Source organism: Shewanella sp. KCT, from assembly GCF_007636505.1.
Lineage (GTDB): Bacteria > Pseudomonadota > Gammaproteobacteria > Enterobacterales > Shewanellaceae > Shewanella > Shewanella halotolerans.
In genome coordinates this window covers 265,057-279,915 of the sequence record NZ_LVDJ01000003.1, presented here as the reverse complement: position 1 = coordinate 279,915, position 14,859 = coordinate 265,057, and the positions used below count along the sequence as shown (strand labels likewise).

Here is a 14,859-nt window from a genome sequence, read left to right as displayed (position 1 = left end):
GCCAACGGCTTGATAATGAGGGTTACATTATCAAAACCCCTACTCGTAAAAAGCACTGTCTAAACAGTGCTTATCAAACTACTCGTAAGGTTTACAAAGGCCACCTTAACTAAGTGCGTCTTAGTTTACAGCGTCTTTAAGTGCTTTACCGGCCTTGAATGCTGGAATGTTTGCTGCAGCAATCTTGATCTCTTTACCAGTCTGTGGGTTGCGACCAGTACGCTCTGCGCGTTGACGCACTTCAAAAGTACCAAAACCAACTAGAGAGATTTTATCGCCATCTTTTAAGCCATCAGTCACAGCAGAAATAAAAGAATCTAGAGCACGACCAGCGGCCGCTTTAGAGATATCAGCACCAGAAGCGATTTTCTCGATTAGTTCAGATTTGTTCATGTCATCCCCTTGAATTTAATTTTTGCGCCGCAACCAAATCCTTCTCTAGAGCGGTCTGCGGAGGCTTTTTATAACAAGCTTGAAACTAAAGTTCAAGCCAAATAGGAAAACCTAAGAAATAAAATTGGAATAAGCCTAAAAACCAGCAGCGCCAAGGGCTGCAGCTAAAATGCTATCCACAGACCTAGGCTACCACAGGTTTAGATTTTAAAAAGCCCCTTTTTGCATTTTTTTTAATGCAAATAGGCATTTTCTTGCGTTAGACCAAATTTTTAACAACTTCAAAGCCTTCGATTGGTCGTTCTAGCGCCAGCTTAAGCACTTCATCCACCCAACGTACCGGTCTGATCTCAAGGTCAGCCACGACATTGGCTGGGATTTCCTCGAGGTCACGCTCGTTCTCCTTAGGAATAAGCACCAGCTTAGTACCGCCGCGATGGGCCGCCAGCAGCTTCTCTTTCAGGCCGCCGATTGGCAAGACCTCACCGCGCAGGGTGATCTCACCGGTCATGGCCACATCGGCACGCACCGGATTGCCTGTGAGGCTAGAGACCAAGGCGGTACACATGGCCGCACCGGCAGAAGGACCGTCTTTTGGCGTAGCTCCCTCAGGCACGTGCACGTGAATGTCGCGCTTCTCGTAAAAATCTGGGTTGATGCCCAGCTGTTCGGCGCGGGCACGTACCACTGTCATGGCCGCCTGAATCGACTCCTGCATCACGTCACCCAATGAGCCTGTGTAGGTCAGCTTACCTTTACCCGGCACAGAGGTGGCTTCGATGGTGAGCAGATCGCCCCCCACTTCGGTCCAGGCAAGGCCTGTCACCTGACCAATCTGGTTGTTCGACTCGGCCTTGCCATAGTCGAAGCGCTGCACGCCGAGGAAAGACTTGAGGTTGTCTTGATTGACATCCACATGCTTCACCGACTTGTCGAGCAGGATCTGTTTAACTACCTTACGGCAGATCTTAGACAGTTCGCGCTCCAGCGCACGCACACCGGCTTCGCGGGTGTAGTAGCGAATGATGCCAATAATGGCGCTCTCATCGACGTTGACTTCGCTGGCCTTGAGGCCGTTACGCTCTATCTGTTTAGGCAACAGATGCTGCTTAGCGATGTTGAGCTTCTCATCTTCGGTGTAACCCGACAGCCGAATCACTTCCATACGGTCGAGTAGCGGGCCAGGAATGTTCATCGAGTTAGAGGTCGCCACGAACATCACATCGCTCAGATCGTAATCGACTTCCAGGTAGTGATCGCTAAAGGTCGCATTCTGCTCAGGGTCTAACACCTCAAGCAGCGCCGACGCCGGGTCACCACGCATGTCGCTGCTCATCTTATCGATCTCATCGAGCAGGAAGAGCGGGTTCTTAACGCCAACCTTAGACATCTTCTGGATCACCTTACCCGGCATTGAGCCGATATAGGTACGGCGATGACCCCGGATCTCGGCTTCATCTCGCACGCCGCCGAGCGCTACGCGCACATACTTACGGCCCGTTGCCTTGGCGATAGATTGTCCCAGCGAGGTCTTACCCACACCCGGTGGCCCCACGAGACACAGGATAGGTCCCTTGAGCTGTTTAACACGGCTCTGCACCGCCAGATACTCAAGGATGCGTTCTTTAACCTTTTCCAGACCATAATGGTCTGTATCCAGCACATCCTGAGCCTTGGCGAGATCGCGCTTGATCTTAGAGCGCTGTTTCCAGGGCACAGAGATCATCCAGTCCACATAACTGCGCACAACTGTGGCCTCGGCGGACATAGGCGACATCATCTTCAGCTTGTTGAGCTCGGCGGTAGCCTTTTCTTTGGCCTCGCTCGGCATGCCGGCTTCTTCAATCTTACGGGTCAGGGTCTCAAACTCGTCATGAGACTCGTCGATATCCCCAAGCTCCTTCTGTATCGCCTTCATCTGCTCGTTGAGGTAATACTCGCGCTGGCTCTTCTCCATCTGCTTCTTCACGCGGGAGCGAATGCGCTTCTCCACTTGCAGCAGATCGATCTCCGACTCCATCATGGCCATCAGATATTCCAGACGCTCGGAGACGTTAACCATCTCGAGCACCGCCTGCTTATCTTCAAGCTTCAGCGGCATATGGGCCGCCATGGTGTCGGCAAGGCGCGCGGCTTCATCGATCCCCGAGAGCGAGGTTAAGACCTCTGGCGGGATCTTCTTATTTAGCTTGATATAACCTTCGAACTGACCGATGGCCGAGCGCACCAATACTTCCTCTTCCTTATCGGCAAGTTCTTCCGATTCGAGGTACTGGGCGGTCGCCACAAAAAATTCGGTTTCTTGAGTGTACTTGTCGATACGGGCACGTTGGCCACCTTCGACCAGCACCTTCACTGTGCCGTCAGGCAGTTTGAGCAATTGCAAGATAGAGGCGACGGTACCGACCTCGAAGATATCATCGCTGGTCGGCTCATCTAATTCAGCATCGCGCTGGGCCACTAATATAATCTGCTTATCTTGCTCCATCGCCGCTTCCAGGCAGCGAATAGATTTTTCCCGACCGACAAACAGGGGAATAACCATATGGGGGTAAACCACCACGTCTCTCAATGGCAGTACCGGGAGTTCGATTCGCGCTTCACGCTCTAAGGTCATAGCTCGATTCCGTTTGGTAACAATATTAATGAGTATATTGGGGTGTTTCAGTGGGTTTCAATGGCAAATATAAAAAAAGGAGCCCAGTGGACTCCTTTATGTTTATTTCGCTTCGCGTTAGCCGAATTATTGTTCAGCCACGGCAGCTTGCGTCTCGTTGGCTTCGTAGATGAGGATAGGAGCGGACTCGCCCTTAACCACAGACTCATCGATAACCACCTTGGCCACGTTCTCGGTCGATGGCAGGTCGTACATGATGTCCAGCAGTATGCCTTCGACGATTGAACGCAGGCCGCGAGCACCTGTCTTACGATCCATCGCTTTCAGGGCGATCGCCTTGAGCGCATCTTCTCTGAACTCAAGCTCAACCCCTTCCATCTCGAACAGGGCGGCAAACTGCTTAGTCAGCGCATTCTTTGGCTCAGACAGGATCTGAATCAGCGCCGCTTCATCCAGCTCGGCCAGGGTTGCCAGTACAGGCAGACGACCGATGAACTCAGGGATCAAACCATATTTCACCAGATCTTCAGGCTCAACCTGCAGCAATACGTCAGAGATTGTGGCCTTATCGGCCTCACCTTTCACTTCGGCGCCGAAACCTATGCCGGTACCGACATGAGAGCGCTGCTCGATCACCTTCTCTAGGCCCGCAAAGGCGCCACCACAGATGAAGAGGATCTTAGAGGTATCGACCTGCAAGAACTCCTGCTGTGGATGCTTACGGCCGCCTTGAGGCGGTACGGCAGCCACTGTGCCTTCAATCAGCTTAAGCAGGGCCTGCTGCACACCTTCACCAGACACGTCACGGGTGATCGATGGGTTATCTGACTTACGGCTGATCTTATCGATCTCATCGATATAGACGATACCACGCTGGGCCTTCTCAACATCGTAGTCGCATTTCTGCAGCAGCTTCTGAATGATGTTTTCGACATCCTCACCCACATAACCGGCTTCGGTCAGGGTGGTGGCATCGGCCATGGTAAAAGGCACATTCAAGAACCGAGCTAAGGTCTCGGCAAGCAGCGTCTTACCACTACCGGTTGGGCCAATAAGCAGGATGTTACTCTTGCCCAGTTCGACACCATCTTTAGGCGTAGCATTCTTTAAACGCTTATAGTGGTTATATACAGCAACAGATAAGACTTTCTTAGCCTTCTCTTGACCTATGACATAGTCGTCAAGATGCGCTCTGAGCTCATGTGGCGTAGGTAATCTATCTTGATCTTGCTTTGGCGATATCTCACGTATCTCTTCACGGATAATATCGTTGCAAAGCTCTACACACTCGTCACATACATACACAGAAGGGCCGGCGATGAGCTTACGAACCTCATGCTGACTCTTTCCACAAAAAGAGCAGTACAGCAGTTTCCCGCTATCACCGTTACTTTTGTTGTCGCCCATTAGTTTACCTCTTTTGCAGTTTCACTCACTGCACAATTCTTCTCTTACGCCTTTTACTGATCATAGCTCAGCAAGCGACAAATATCAGCCTCGTTTATCGAGCACAGAGTCAACCAATCCGTACTCTGCGGCCTCGGTTGCACTCATGAAATTGTCACGATCCGTATCGCGCTCGATCACTTCCAGCGGCTGGCCTGTATGGTCGGCAAGCATCTGGTTAAGCTTGTTCTTAATGCCCAAGATCTCTTGCGCGTGAATCGCGATATCAGAGGCCTGACCCTGGAAGCCACCCAATGGCTGATGGATCATCACACGTGAGTTCGGCAGACAGTGACGCTTGCCTTTGGCACCACCGGCAAGCAGGAATGCGCCCATACTGGCGGCCTGGCCGATGCAGACAGTGCTGACGTTTGGCTTAATAAACTGCATGGTATCATAAATCGCCATCCCCGCAGTGACCGAGCCACCTGGAGAGTTAATATAAAGATAGATATCTTTATCTGGGCTCTCAGACTCGAGGAACAGTAGCTGAGCCACAATCAGGTTAGCCATATGCTCTTCAACCTGACCAACGAGAAAGATCACCCTCTCTTTGAGCAGACGAGAATAAATATCATATGAACGTTCCCCTTTGGCAGTTTGTTCAACGACCATAGGCACAAGTGCATTCAGTACTGATTCTGGCGCATTTTGCATTATTAACTTCCCTAAATAAAAACGGCCCGCATGAGGAGCCTCATACGAGCCATTATAAATGGCTAACAGCCATTTAAGTCAAGCATAGGTTACGCGCGACCGGTAGCCTTGTTCATAAATTCTTCGAATTGAACTGCTTTCTCGGTAACCTTGGCAGATTTTAGCAGTGCTTCAACGGCTTGCTCTTCTAGCGCAACGTTACGCATGTTCTGCATCATCTCTTGGTTGTTATTGTAATATTCAATAACTTCCTGTGGATCTTCGTAGGCAGAAGCCATAGAAGCGATCAGCGCTTGAACACGCTCGTCATCAGCTTTCAGCTCGTTAGTCTTGATCACTTCGCCAAGTAGCAGACCCACTTTTACGCGGCGCTCGGCTTGCTCGGTGAACAGGTCGGCTGGTAGCTCAGGCATGTTAGCGGCTTGGTTGCCGAAACGCTGCATAGCTTGTTGACGCAGAACGTTAACTTCGCCATCGATTAGCGCCTTAGGCAGGTCGATTTCGTTTTGCTCAAGCAGACCGTTTAGAACCTGATCTTTGACGTTAGCTTTAAGCGCTTGCTCAAGCTCACGGCTCATGTTCTTACGGATCTCAACTTTCAGCGCTTCCAGGCCGCCGTCAGCAACGCCGAACAGCTTAGCGAACTCGTCGTTCACTTCTGGCAGGTTAGCCGCTTGTACTTCTTTCAGGGTGATAGCGAACTTAGCTACTTTACCCTTCAGGTTTTCTGCGTGGTAGTCTTCTGGGAAAGTCACGTCGATATCGAATGCTTCACCGGCTTTGTGACCTTCAACACCAGACTCGAAACCTGGGATCATACGGCCGCTGCCTAGTTGCAGTTCGAAATCTTCAGCCTTGCCGCCTTCGAACTCTTCACCGTCGATAGAACCAACGAAGTCGATCTTCGCCTTGTCGCCTTCGGCAGCTTCACGCTCAACTGCTTCGAACGTAGCGTGTTGCTTACGCAGCGTTTCGATCATTGCATCAACGTCTGCGTCGGTAACTTCGGCAGTTGGTTGCTCAACTTCAATCGCATCTAGGCCTTTTAGTTCTACTTCTGGGTAGATTTCGAAGGTAGCAACAAACTGGAAGTTTTCAGCGTCGGTTTCACCAGGAACGAAAGTTGGTGCGCCGGCTGGGTTCAATTTCTCTGCGATGATGGCTTCAACGAAGTTACGTTGCATTACTTCGCCAGTGATCTCTTGACGAATCGCTTTACCATAGCGCTTGTTGATCACGCTTACAGGTACCTTGCCTGGACGGAAACCAGGAATACGTGCACGCTTAGCTTCATTTTTCAAACTATCAGAAACGGCTTTTTCAATCTGCTCAGCAGGAACAGAGATAGTTAGGCGGCGCTCTAAACCTTGTGTTGTTTCTACAGAAACTTGCATTGTTTTACCTCGAAATATGTCAAACGTCTTTTGTAATAGCCGAATCATCAACTATTAAGGTATTCGTTTCTTGATCTAAAAAAACGACTAAAATGCCTTGGTAACTGGGTTTGGCAGTCGTCGCACATAGTTGAAATTTATCAAGACGCGACATTATAGCCACGGTTTTCGGCATAGTCGAGCCTCAAAGCTCTAATTACGGGCGTAAAAAAAGCGACCAGAGGTCGCTTTTTTTATTTTCTTCGAAAGAAGTGGGGTGACTGATGGGACTTGAACCCACGACAACCGGAATCACAATCCGGGGCTCTACCAACTGAGCTACAATCACCACTGATTTGGTACGCCCGGCAGGATTCGAACCTGCGGCCATCCGCTTAGAAGGCGGATGCTCTATCCAACTGAGCTACGGGCGCGTCGTTATGAACTTGGTTCATATCCTAACAGGGCAAATAACGTCTCCACGTTATTTAAAAATTTGGTCGGTGATAGAGGATTCGAACCTCTGACCCTCTGGTCCCAAACCAGATGCGCTACCGGACTGCGCTAATCACCGAGAATCTTACTTCCTGACGATACTCTGGGTGTCGTCGAGAACGGAGCGCATATTATCCCCTCATATGGTTAGCGTCAACGATTTTTTTGCAATGCCGACGCGCCTGACTATTTAAGCAGCTATCCGCAACTTTATTAAACAATTCGCGTAAATATCTACAGAATTAATCAGTTTCATCCCCCTAAATATCCTTTTAAGCGTAGCGAGACATATCCCAACCCCATCCTATATTATCCATATATTAGAACTGACTGTTATCGAGCTAAGTCAATGACAGTTTCCGCCCCCCCTGTTAAAATGTCGCCGATTTTTTATTATCGCGCCATATTAAGGAAATCCACCCCCCATGACAGCACAAATAATCGATGGCAAAGCGATTGCTCAATCCATTCGAAAACAACTGAGTGCCAAAGTAACCGCCCGCAAAGAGGCCGGAAAACGTGTACCGGGATTAGCCGTTATCTTAGTGGGAGCCGATCCCGCCTCTCAGGTCTATGTAGGCAGTAAGCGCCGCGCCTGTGAAGAGGTTGGCTTCCTATCACAGTCTTTTGACCTGCCGACCGAAACCTCGGAAGCCGATCTGCTGGCCCTGATCGACAAGTGCAACGAAGATCCAAGTATCGACGGTATCTTGGTCCAGCTGCCACTGCCGGATCATATCGAAGAGTCGAAGGTGATCGAGCGTATTCGCCCGGACAAAGATGTCGACGGTTTCCATCCTTATAATGTGGGTCGTCTGGCTCAGCGCATCCCAGTACTGCGCTCTTGCACGCCAATGGGGATCATGACACTTATCAAATCCACCGGCGTAGACACCTACGGCCTGGACGCAGTTGTCGTTGGCGCCTCTAATATCGTCGGCCGCCCGATGACACTAGAGCTGCTATTAGCCGGCTGCACCACGACTACCTGCCACCGCTTCACCCGTGACCTTGAAGATAAGGTGCGCCGCGCTGACCTGCTGATCGTCGCCGTGGGTAAACCGAACTTTATTCCAGGCGAGTGGATTAAACCGGGCGCCATCGTTATCGACGTGGGCATCAACCGCTTAGAGAGCGGTCAACTCGTGGGCGACGTGCAATATGATGTTGCCGCCGAGCACGCCAGCCATATTACGCCGGTACCGGGCGGTGTCGGGCCTATGACCATCGCCAGCCTGCTGGAAAACACCCTGTACGCCGCGGAAAATTATCACGACTAGCTATCACAACTAGCTATCACGACTAAGCTATCTCGACTAACGTCGACGACTACATGTCGACAAGTATTAGCCGTCTGACTTGATTAGCTAAGCGACAGATACAAAAAAGCCTGCAATATGCAGGCTTTTTTACGCTTGTCACTTTTTAAGTGACGGCAAACGTCATAACGCCTTACTTCTTACGCCAGGTCGTTCCTTCCGGGCCATCTTCCAGGATCACCCCAAGGGCGTTGAGGCCATCACGCGCCACATCGGCCGCAGCCCAATCCTTCTCTGCGCGGGCACGGTTACGCTCGGCGATCAAGGCTTCGATCTGCGCCACCTCATCATCGCTGCCCTCACCCTTAAAGAAGCCATCGACATCCTGCTCTAAGATCCCCAACACGTCACCCAATTGCTTCATGCTAACCCCCAGGGCGGAAGCCGCCGCGAGGTCATCAACTTTTAGACGGTTGATCTCACGGGCCATGTCAAACAGCACTGAGTAGGCCTCAGGCGTATTAAAGTCGTCGTCCATAGCCTCTTTAAACTTAGCCACATACTCGTTTGCAGGCGCTGCCTCGACGCTCAAATCTAGTCCCTTCAGTGCAGTGTAGAGACGCTCGAGTGCCGCCTTAGCCTGCTTTAGATTATCTTCCGAGTAATTCAGCTGACTGCGGTAGTGACCAGACAGCAGGAAGTAACGCACGGTCGAGGCATCATAATGCGCGAGCACGTCGCGAATGGTGAAGAAGTTATTGAGCGACTTAGACATCTTCTCCTTGTCCACCATCACCATGCCGGTATGCATCCAGTAGTTCACATAGGGGGTGTCGTGGGCGCAGCATGACTGAGCGATCTCATTTTCATGGTGAGGGAACTGCAGATCTGAACCGCCGCCATGAATGTCGAAATGCTCACCCAGATGCTTGCTGTTCATCGCCGAACATTCGATATGCCAGCCTGGACGACCAGGGCCCCATGGCGAATCCCAAGTTGGCTCGCCCGGCTTAGACATCTTCCACAGCACGAAATCCATAGGATCGCGCTTGTTCTCGTCCACTTCTACGCGGGCACCTGCCTGAAGTTGATCCAAGTTCTGACCAGACAGACGACCATATTCAGGGAAGGACGCGACGCTAAAGAGCACATCGCCATTGTCGGCGATATAGGCATGGTCGCGCTCTAGCAGACGTTCAACCATCTCGATGATCTCAGGCATATGCTGAGTCGCACGAGGCTCGAAGTCAGGGCGCTTCATGTTCAGCGCATCGAAGTCGTGATACATCTCTTGGGTCAGACGCTCGGTGAGGGCGTCACAGCTCTCGCCATTCTCAGTGGCACGCTTGATGATCTTATCGTCGACATCTGTGATGTTACGGTGGAAATTCACATCGTAACCGATATATCTGAGGTATCTGACGATCATGTCAAAAGCAACAAACGTACGTCCGTGACCAATATGACACAAATCATAAATGGTAACCCCGCAGACATACATGCCGACTATACCTGGCTGTATTGGCTTAAATTCCTCTTTTTGGCGGGTAAGACTGTTGTATAGCTTCAACATTGATATTCTCTACAGATAATTGACAACAAATAGGCCGCTCAGTCTACCACCTGCAAACGGCCGCTTCCAGCGTGATTGCGTGAATCTAAAGCGTTTTTTGTGCCCCCGCACATTCTCTTAGTCGAATAGGCCAAAATGCGAGAGTTTATCGCGCCGCTAAGCTTGCTCCGGGGGAGAAAAGTCACACCATCCCTTTATGCGCCTTGGTTAATAGGCTAGAATCTGGCGCTATCTGAATAAGTAACCATGATGAGATACAGTCATATGATCACAATGCAAACCAACCACGGTGTTATTAAACTCGAACTTGATGCCGAAAAAGCCCCTGTAACCGTCGCTAACTTCATTAAGTACGCTAAAGACGGTTTCTATGACGGCACCATTTTTCACCGCGTAATCGATGGTTTCATGATCCAGGGTGGTGGATTCACCGAAGATATGTCGCAAAAGCGTTGCAATGAAGCAATCGAAAACGAAGCCAACAATGGTCTATCTAATGTTGTAGGCACCATAGCTATGGCCCGCACCTCAGATCCACATTCGGCCACCGCGCAATTCTTCATCAACATCAACGACAACACCTTCCTCGACTTCAAATCTGAGTCGGTACAAGGCTGGGGTTACTGTGTATTCGGTAAGGTAACCGAAGGCATGGATGTGGTTAACCAGATCAAGGCCGTTGCCACAGGCAACCGCGGCATGCATCAAGACGTACCGTTAGAAGCGGTTGTTATCGAAAGCGTGACCGTTGCTGAGTAAGCACAGGGTAAACAATTCTTGAATTACACCCTGTTTGTGGGCGATCTGCACCTCAGTGCCGATCGCCCCGATATCCTAAACGCCTTCCATCAATTTCTTAATCAAGATGCCAGCCATTGCGACGCCCTCTATATCTTGGGAGATCTATTTGAAGTCTGGGTGGGAGATGATATCGCCGAGCCTTTCGCTCTCGAGCTCGCCGAGCGTTTAAAAGCCTTCTCGGCGCACACGCCTATCTATTTTATCCATGGCAACCGCGACTTCCTGCTGGGTAAAGAGTACGCCAAGCGCTCAGGCATGACGCTGCTGCCCGAAGTTTATAGCATCGACCTCTATGGTGAGCCCAGCGTGTTGCTCCATGGCGATAGCCTGTGCACCCTGGATAAGGCTTATCAAAGATTCCGCCGCTTTAGAAACATGGCGTGGGCCAAGTTTATCTACAATCACCTGCCCAAGTCGAAACGCATCGCCATCGCCGACAAGCTACGCAGCAAGAGTAAGCAGAGTAATCAGCTAAAAAGCTATAGCATCATGGATGTGGAGCAGAGCGCGGTCGAGCAATTGATGGCTGAGACCGGAGCTAAGCGCATGATCCATGGTCATACCCACAGACCCGATATTCATCGCCTAGCCAATAACGCTGAGCGTATCGTGGTGGGTGACTGGTATGAGCAAGGCAGCGTGCTGAAAATTAGCCCCAAGGAAGTGAACCTGCATAGCCTGCCCTTTGGTGAAACAGAGGCATAGGCCAGCCTAAACAGCCTAATCCCCCGTTAGTTTACAGTGCGCCCTAACTAAGGTCTTTTAAGCTTTTCCTGTATCAACAGGCCTTCCCGAGTGAAACTTAAACTCACTGTCTGGCGCGCTGATAAGCTCTGCTTCCAGCTTGGCAAAGTGGGCTACACGTTCATCGATATTCTCGGGCGATATCGCCTGGGCCAGCACTAGATAGTCTTGATAGTGGCGCGCCTCTGAGCGCAGCAGCGACACATAGAACTTACTCAGGCCCTCATCGAGATGGGGCGCTAGCTTGGCGAAACGCTCACAGGAGCGCGCCTCGATAAAGGCGCCGACGATAAGCTTATCTACCAGGGTTGCCGGCTCGTGGGTACGCACCGCGCGCATCATCCCCTTGGCATAGCGGCCTGCGGTGAGATTCTGATAGGGAATGCCCCGTGCCTGCATGATCTCCAGCACCTGCTCGAAATGGTGGAACTCCTCTTTTATCAGGCGCACCATCTTGGCGATAAGCTCCTGGCCATAACCGACCCCATCCTTCGCGGTCAATTCCCCCACCAGCTCATTCTTTTTCACATCCCGCGCCAAAAAGGCATCGATATCCCGCGACTTGTTATAGACGAACTCCTCATAGGGCTTGGCCCACTCGAGCAGCTGATCGCCACTCGCCTTATCCACCGCATACTTACGGATCAAGAACATCGCCGTCTGCGCCGCCTTAAGCTCACAGTTACAGTGATCGATAAGCAGCGCAGCAAGCTGCTCCGGCTGACTGGCGAGCGCTATCCACTCATCTGGGGTTTCACATTGCAGGAACTGCTTTATCGGGGCTAGTAGGGTTTGCATCACACACTCGAGGGTTAAACGGACAGACGGTGGCTATTTTACCTATAAAAGCCAGCCTTGGGCAGGTCCATCCGCCTAACAGATGAAAGTTAGCTTGACTAGTCTAAGTTTATGTTCAATAAATAAACTATGTCAGTCCTCACAGGGCTGTTTGGGAGCCTAAGGTCTATTGGGTAGCAGACCAACAGGCAATGCGGGTTCGTCTGAAGTTTGGCGAGCACAATATGAAAGCTGAACAAGGATAATTATAATGATATTAAATCACTTAATGGGGTTATACACTCATCCGAAAGAAGAGTGGCACACAATTGAGAAAAACCACGAAGCGCTGAGAAGCAGTCTCAGCCATGTCTTGCTAATTGCCCTCATACCGGCCGTCTGTACCTATCTTGCCTCCACCATGTTCGGCTGGAACCTAGGGGTATCCGATCCCCTCTTCCTCACCAAGCAAAGCGCCATGATGATGTCCATCAGCATGTATTTCGGCCTAATAGCCGGCGTCTTCGCCCTGGCCTATCTGGCCTACTGGATGGCAAAGACTTTCGATGCTCAGCCTAGCTACACACAGGCGATCGAGCTGGCAGCCTATACCGCAACGCCTCTCTTTATGGTCGGCCTAGCGGCGCTGTACCCTGCGCTCTGGTTCATAATGGTCGTAGGTTTGGTAGGACTCACCTACTCTGTGTACCTGCTCTACACTGGCGTGCCTATCATCATGAATATCCCGGAAGAGAAAGGCTTCATCTATGCCAGCTCGGTGGTCACCGCAGGCCTGGTGCTATTGGTCGCGTTGATGGCCTCAAGCGTCATCCTGTGGAGCTTCGGCCTAGGCCCCATGTACCAGTAAACGGCATAGGCTAACACGAGATACAAAAAAGGCTTTAGGGTTCACCTAAAGCCTTTTTTAATACCAAGCATTCACTTAGTTAGAAGAATCTCGCAGGGCAACCGTCAGGTTAAACACCAGATGCTCAGGCGATGAGTCTTTGCTATCGGCGCAGAAGTAACCTTCGCGCTCGAACTGATAGGCCTTCTCGGCCTCAGCATTAACCAGGCCCGGCTCGACCAAACCATGCTTAACCACCAATGACTCAGGGTTTAGCACCTCATCAACCGTCTCGGCGGCCGCCGGATTCGGCTGATTAAAGAGTCTGTCATACAGGCGGAACTCGGCTGGCACGGCACTTGTGGCCTCAACCCAATGGATCACCCCTTTCACCTTACGACCATCGGCTGGGTTCTTACCCAGGGTCTGATCGTCATAGGTACAATAGATGGTGGTCACATTGCCCGCCTCATCTTTATCGCAGCGCTCGGCCTTGATCACATAGGCGTTACGCAGACGCACCTCTTTACCCTGAATAAGGCGCTTGTACTTCTTGTTGGCCTCTTCACGGAAATCGTCGGCATCAATATAGAGTTCGCGGCCAAAGACCAGCTCGCGCTCGCCCATAGACTCGATAGTCGGGTGCGCCGGTGCAGATAGCTTCTCTACCTGGCCTTCTGGGTAGTTTTCAATGATCACCTTAACCGGGTTGATCACCGCCATGGCGCGAGGCGCGTGCTCGTTCAGCTCTTCACGAATACAGGCGTCCAGCATGCTGACTTCGACCATATTCTCTTGCTTGGTCACACCGATACGACGGCAGAACTCGCGAATCGCCGCAGGCGTGTAGCCACGACGACGCAGACCGGCGATGGTCGGCATACGTGGGTCGTCCCATCCCGAAACCAGACCACGCACCACAAGGTCGTTAAGCTTACGCTTAGACATCAGGGTGTATTCCAGATTCAGGCGAGAGAACTCATATTGACGGGTACGGTTTGGCGCCTGGAAATCGTCCAGGTTATCCAGCACCCAGTCATACAGACGGCGGTTGTCCTGGAACTCCAGCGTACAGAGCGAATGAGTGATATCTTCCAGCGCATCGGAGATACAGTGGGTGAAATCATACATCGGATAGATGCACCACTTATCGCCTGTCTGATGGTGATGGGCGAAACGGATACGATAGATCACAGGGTCGCGCATACACATGAAGGGTGACGCCATATCGATCTTGGCTCTCAGTGCACATTCGCCCTCTTTGAATTCGCCCTTACGCATCTTCTCGAACAGCTCAAGGTTCTCTTCGACAGAGGTATCGCGATAGGGACTGTTCTTACCCGGCTCCTTCAGGGTGCCACGGTATTCACGGGTCTGCTCACCATTGAGAAAACAGACATAAGCCAGTCCCTTGTTGATCAGTTCTACCGCGTATTGGTGCAGCTGATCGAAATAGTTAGACGAGTAACGGATCTCACCATCCCACTGGAAACCCAACCAGTGTACGTCGGCCTGAATAGAGTTAACGTAATCGATATCCTCTTTCTCAGGGTTGGTATCATCAAAACGTAAGTTACATAGCCCTTTGTAGTCCTGCGCCAAACCGAAGTTCAAACAGATCGATTTTGCGTGACCGATATGAAGATAGCCGTTTGGCTCGGGCGGAAAACGAGTGTGCACACGGGTGTGCTTACCGCTCTCTAAATCTTCATCTATGATATTACGAATGAAGTTACTGGGACGTACTTCGGTGTCCACATGACTCATGGAAATCCTCTTTGCGAACTCTATTTCATCGGGCGCACAGGTGCCGCTCGAGACTAATGGGAGAAAACCTGCATATTCCTACAGATTTCGCTTCGTTACAACGGCCAAAT

The 14,859-nt window shown here is 51.1% G+C and carries 12 protein-coding genes and 3 tRNA genes; 4 read left to right on the top strand and 11 right to left on the bottom strand.

Going from position 1 to position 14,859, the window contains the following annotated elements:
- Positions 1-120 precede the first annotated feature (120 nt).
- The 8 genes from AYI87_RS06140 to AYI87_RS06105 all read right to left on the bottom strand — a co-directional run bounded on the left by AYI87_RS06140 (position 121) and on the right by AYI87_RS06105 (position 7,060).
- Positions 121-393: an HU family DNA-binding protein gene (locus AYI87_RS06140; protein ID WP_011866302.1), complete on the bottom strand. Its 273-nt coding sequence runs from the start codon at positions 391-393 to the stop codon at positions 121-123.
- A 259-nt stretch (positions 394-652) separates the two neighbouring features.
- On the bottom strand, positions 653-3,010 hold the full coding sequence (gene lon, locus AYI87_RS06135) for an endopeptidase La (protein WP_011866303.1): 2,358 nt from the start codon (positions 3,008-3,010) through the stop codon (positions 653-655).
- A gap of 126 nt (positions 3,011-3,136) precedes the next feature.
- Positions 3,137-4,417 carry an ATP-dependent protease ATP-binding subunit ClpX gene (clpX, locus tag AYI87_RS06130; RefSeq protein WP_011866304.1) on the bottom strand — a complete coding sequence of 427 codons (1,281 nt, stop codon included), beginning with the start codon at positions 4,415-4,417 and terminating at the stop codon, positions 3,137-3,139.
- Between the two features lie 84 nt (positions 4,418-4,501).
- The gene (clpP, locus tag AYI87_RS06125; protein WP_011866305.1) at positions 4,502-5,113 is read right to left on the bottom strand and encodes an ATP-dependent Clp endopeptidase proteolytic subunit ClpP; all 612 of its coding nucleotides are present in this window, start codon (positions 5,111-5,113) and stop codon (positions 4,502-4,504) included.
- A gap of 89 nt (positions 5,114-5,202) precedes the next feature.
- On the bottom strand, positions 5,203-6,507 hold the full coding sequence (gene tig / locus AYI87_RS06120; RefSeq protein WP_144200491.1) for a trigger factor: 1,305 nt from the start codon (positions 6,505-6,507) through the stop codon (positions 5,203-5,205).
- 252 nt (positions 6,508-6,759) lie between these two features.
- Positions 6,760-6,835 (bottom strand) — tRNA-His (locus AYI87_RS06115).
- Positions 6,836-6,843: 8 nt separating this feature from the next.
- Positions 6,844-6,920 (bottom strand) — tRNA-Arg (locus AYI87_RS06110).
- A 63-nt stretch (positions 6,921-6,983) separates the two neighbouring features.
- Positions 6,984-7,060, bottom strand: a tRNA-Pro gene (locus tag AYI87_RS06105).
- 346 nt (positions 7,061-7,406) lie between these two features.
- Between AYI87_RS06105 and folD the strand changes: the two genes are divergently transcribed.
- On the top strand, positions 7,407-8,261 hold the full coding sequence (gene folD / locus AYI87_RS06100) for a bifunctional methylenetetrahydrofolate dehydrogenase/methenyltetrahydrofolate cyclohydrolase FolD (RefSeq protein ID WP_011866307.1): 855 nt from the start codon (positions 7,407-7,409) through the stop codon (positions 8,259-8,261).
- Between the two features lie 172 nt (positions 8,262-8,433).
- Here the strand turns inward: folD and cysS are convergent, their stop codons facing one another.
- Positions 8,434-9,813 carry a cysteine--tRNA ligase gene (cysS, locus tag AYI87_RS06095; RefSeq protein WP_144200489.1) on the bottom strand — a complete coding sequence of 460 codons (1,380 nt, stop codon included), beginning with the start codon at positions 9,811-9,813 and terminating at the stop codon, positions 8,434-8,436.
- A gap of 264 nt (positions 9,814-10,077) precedes the next feature.
- On the opposite strand from cysS, the gene AYI87_RS06090 reads away from it, so the two are divergent.
- Together AYI87_RS06090 and AYI87_RS06085 are read left to right on the top strand one after the other, a co-directional pair.
- The gene (locus AYI87_RS06090; RefSeq protein ID WP_144200487.1) at positions 10,078-10,572 is read left to right on the top strand and encodes a peptidylprolyl isomerase; all 495 of its coding nucleotides are present in this window, start codon (positions 10,078-10,080) and stop codon (positions 10,570-10,572) included.
- 18 nt (positions 10,573-10,590) lie between these two features.
- On the top strand, positions 10,591-11,319 hold the full coding sequence (locus AYI87_RS06085; protein WP_144200485.1) for a UDP-2,3-diacylglucosamine diphosphatase: 729 nt from the start codon (positions 10,591-10,593) through the stop codon (positions 11,317-11,319).
- Between the two features lie 57 nt (positions 11,320-11,376).
- Here AYI87_RS06085 and miaE read toward each other — a convergent pair whose 3' ends face one another.
- Positions 11,377-12,156: a tRNA isopentenyl-2-thiomethyl-A-37 hydroxylase MiaE gene (gene miaE, locus AYI87_RS06080; protein ID WP_144200483.1), complete on the bottom strand. Its 780-nt coding sequence runs from the start codon at positions 12,154-12,156 to the stop codon at positions 11,377-11,379.
- A gap of 250 nt (positions 12,157-12,406) precedes the next feature.
- On the opposite strand from miaE, the gene AYI87_RS06075 reads away from it, so the two are divergent.
- Positions 12,407-13,003, top strand: a complete 597-nt coding sequence (locus AYI87_RS06075) for a Yip1 family protein (protein WP_144200481.1) — start codon at positions 12,407-12,409, stop codon at positions 13,001-13,003.
- Between the two features lie 75 nt (positions 13,004-13,078).
- On the opposite strand, the gene glnS is transcribed toward AYI87_RS06075, so the two are convergent.
- Complete coding sequence (glnS, locus tag AYI87_RS06070) at positions 13,079-14,749, bottom strand: glutamine--tRNA ligase (protein ID WP_144200479.1); 1,671 nt, start codon at positions 14,747-14,749, stop codon at positions 13,079-13,081.
- Positions 14,750-14,859 lie beyond the last annotated feature (110 nt).

Bases quoted from the DNA above. Each gene is read 5' to 3' on its own strand.
- AYI87_RS06140 (WP_011866302.1), bottom strand. From the start codon at position 393: ATGAACAAATCTGAACTAATCGAGAAAATCGCTTCTGGTGCTGATATC.
- lon (WP_011866303.1), bottom strand. From the start codon at position 3,010: ATGACCTTAGAGCGTGAAGCGCGAATCGAACTCCCGGTACTGCCATTG.
- clpX (WP_011866304.1), bottom strand. From the start codon at position 4,417: ATGGGCGACAACAAAAGTAACGGTGATAGCGGGAAACTGCTGTACTGC.
- clpP (WP_011866305.1), bottom strand. From the start codon at position 5,113: ATGCAAAATGCGCCAGAATCAGTACTGAATGCACTTGTGCCTATGGTC.
- tig (WP_144200491.1), bottom strand. From the start codon at position 6,507: ATGCAAGTTTCTGTAGAAACAACACAAGGTTTAGAGCGCCGCCTAACT.
- folD (WP_011866307.1), top strand. From the start codon at position 7,407: ATGACAGCACAAATAATCGATGGCAAAGCGATTGCTCAATCCATTCGA.
- cysS (WP_144200489.1), bottom strand. From the start codon at position 9,813: ATGTTGAAGCTATACAACAGTCTTACCCGCCAAAAAGAGGAATTTAAG.
- AYI87_RS06090 (WP_144200487.1), top strand. From the start codon at position 10,078: ATGATCACAATGCAAACCAACCACGGTGTTATTAAACTCGAACTTGAT.
- miaE (WP_144200483.1), bottom strand. From the start codon at position 12,156: ATGCAAACCCTACTAGCCCCGATAAAGCAGTTCCTGCAATGTGAAACC.
- AYI87_RS06075 (WP_144200481.1), top strand. From the start codon at position 12,407: ATGATATTAAATCACTTAATGGGGTTATACACTCATCCGAAAGAAGAG.
- glnS (WP_144200479.1), bottom strand. From the start codon at position 14,749: ATGAGTCATGTGGACACCGAAGTACGTCCCAGTAACTTCATTCGTAAT.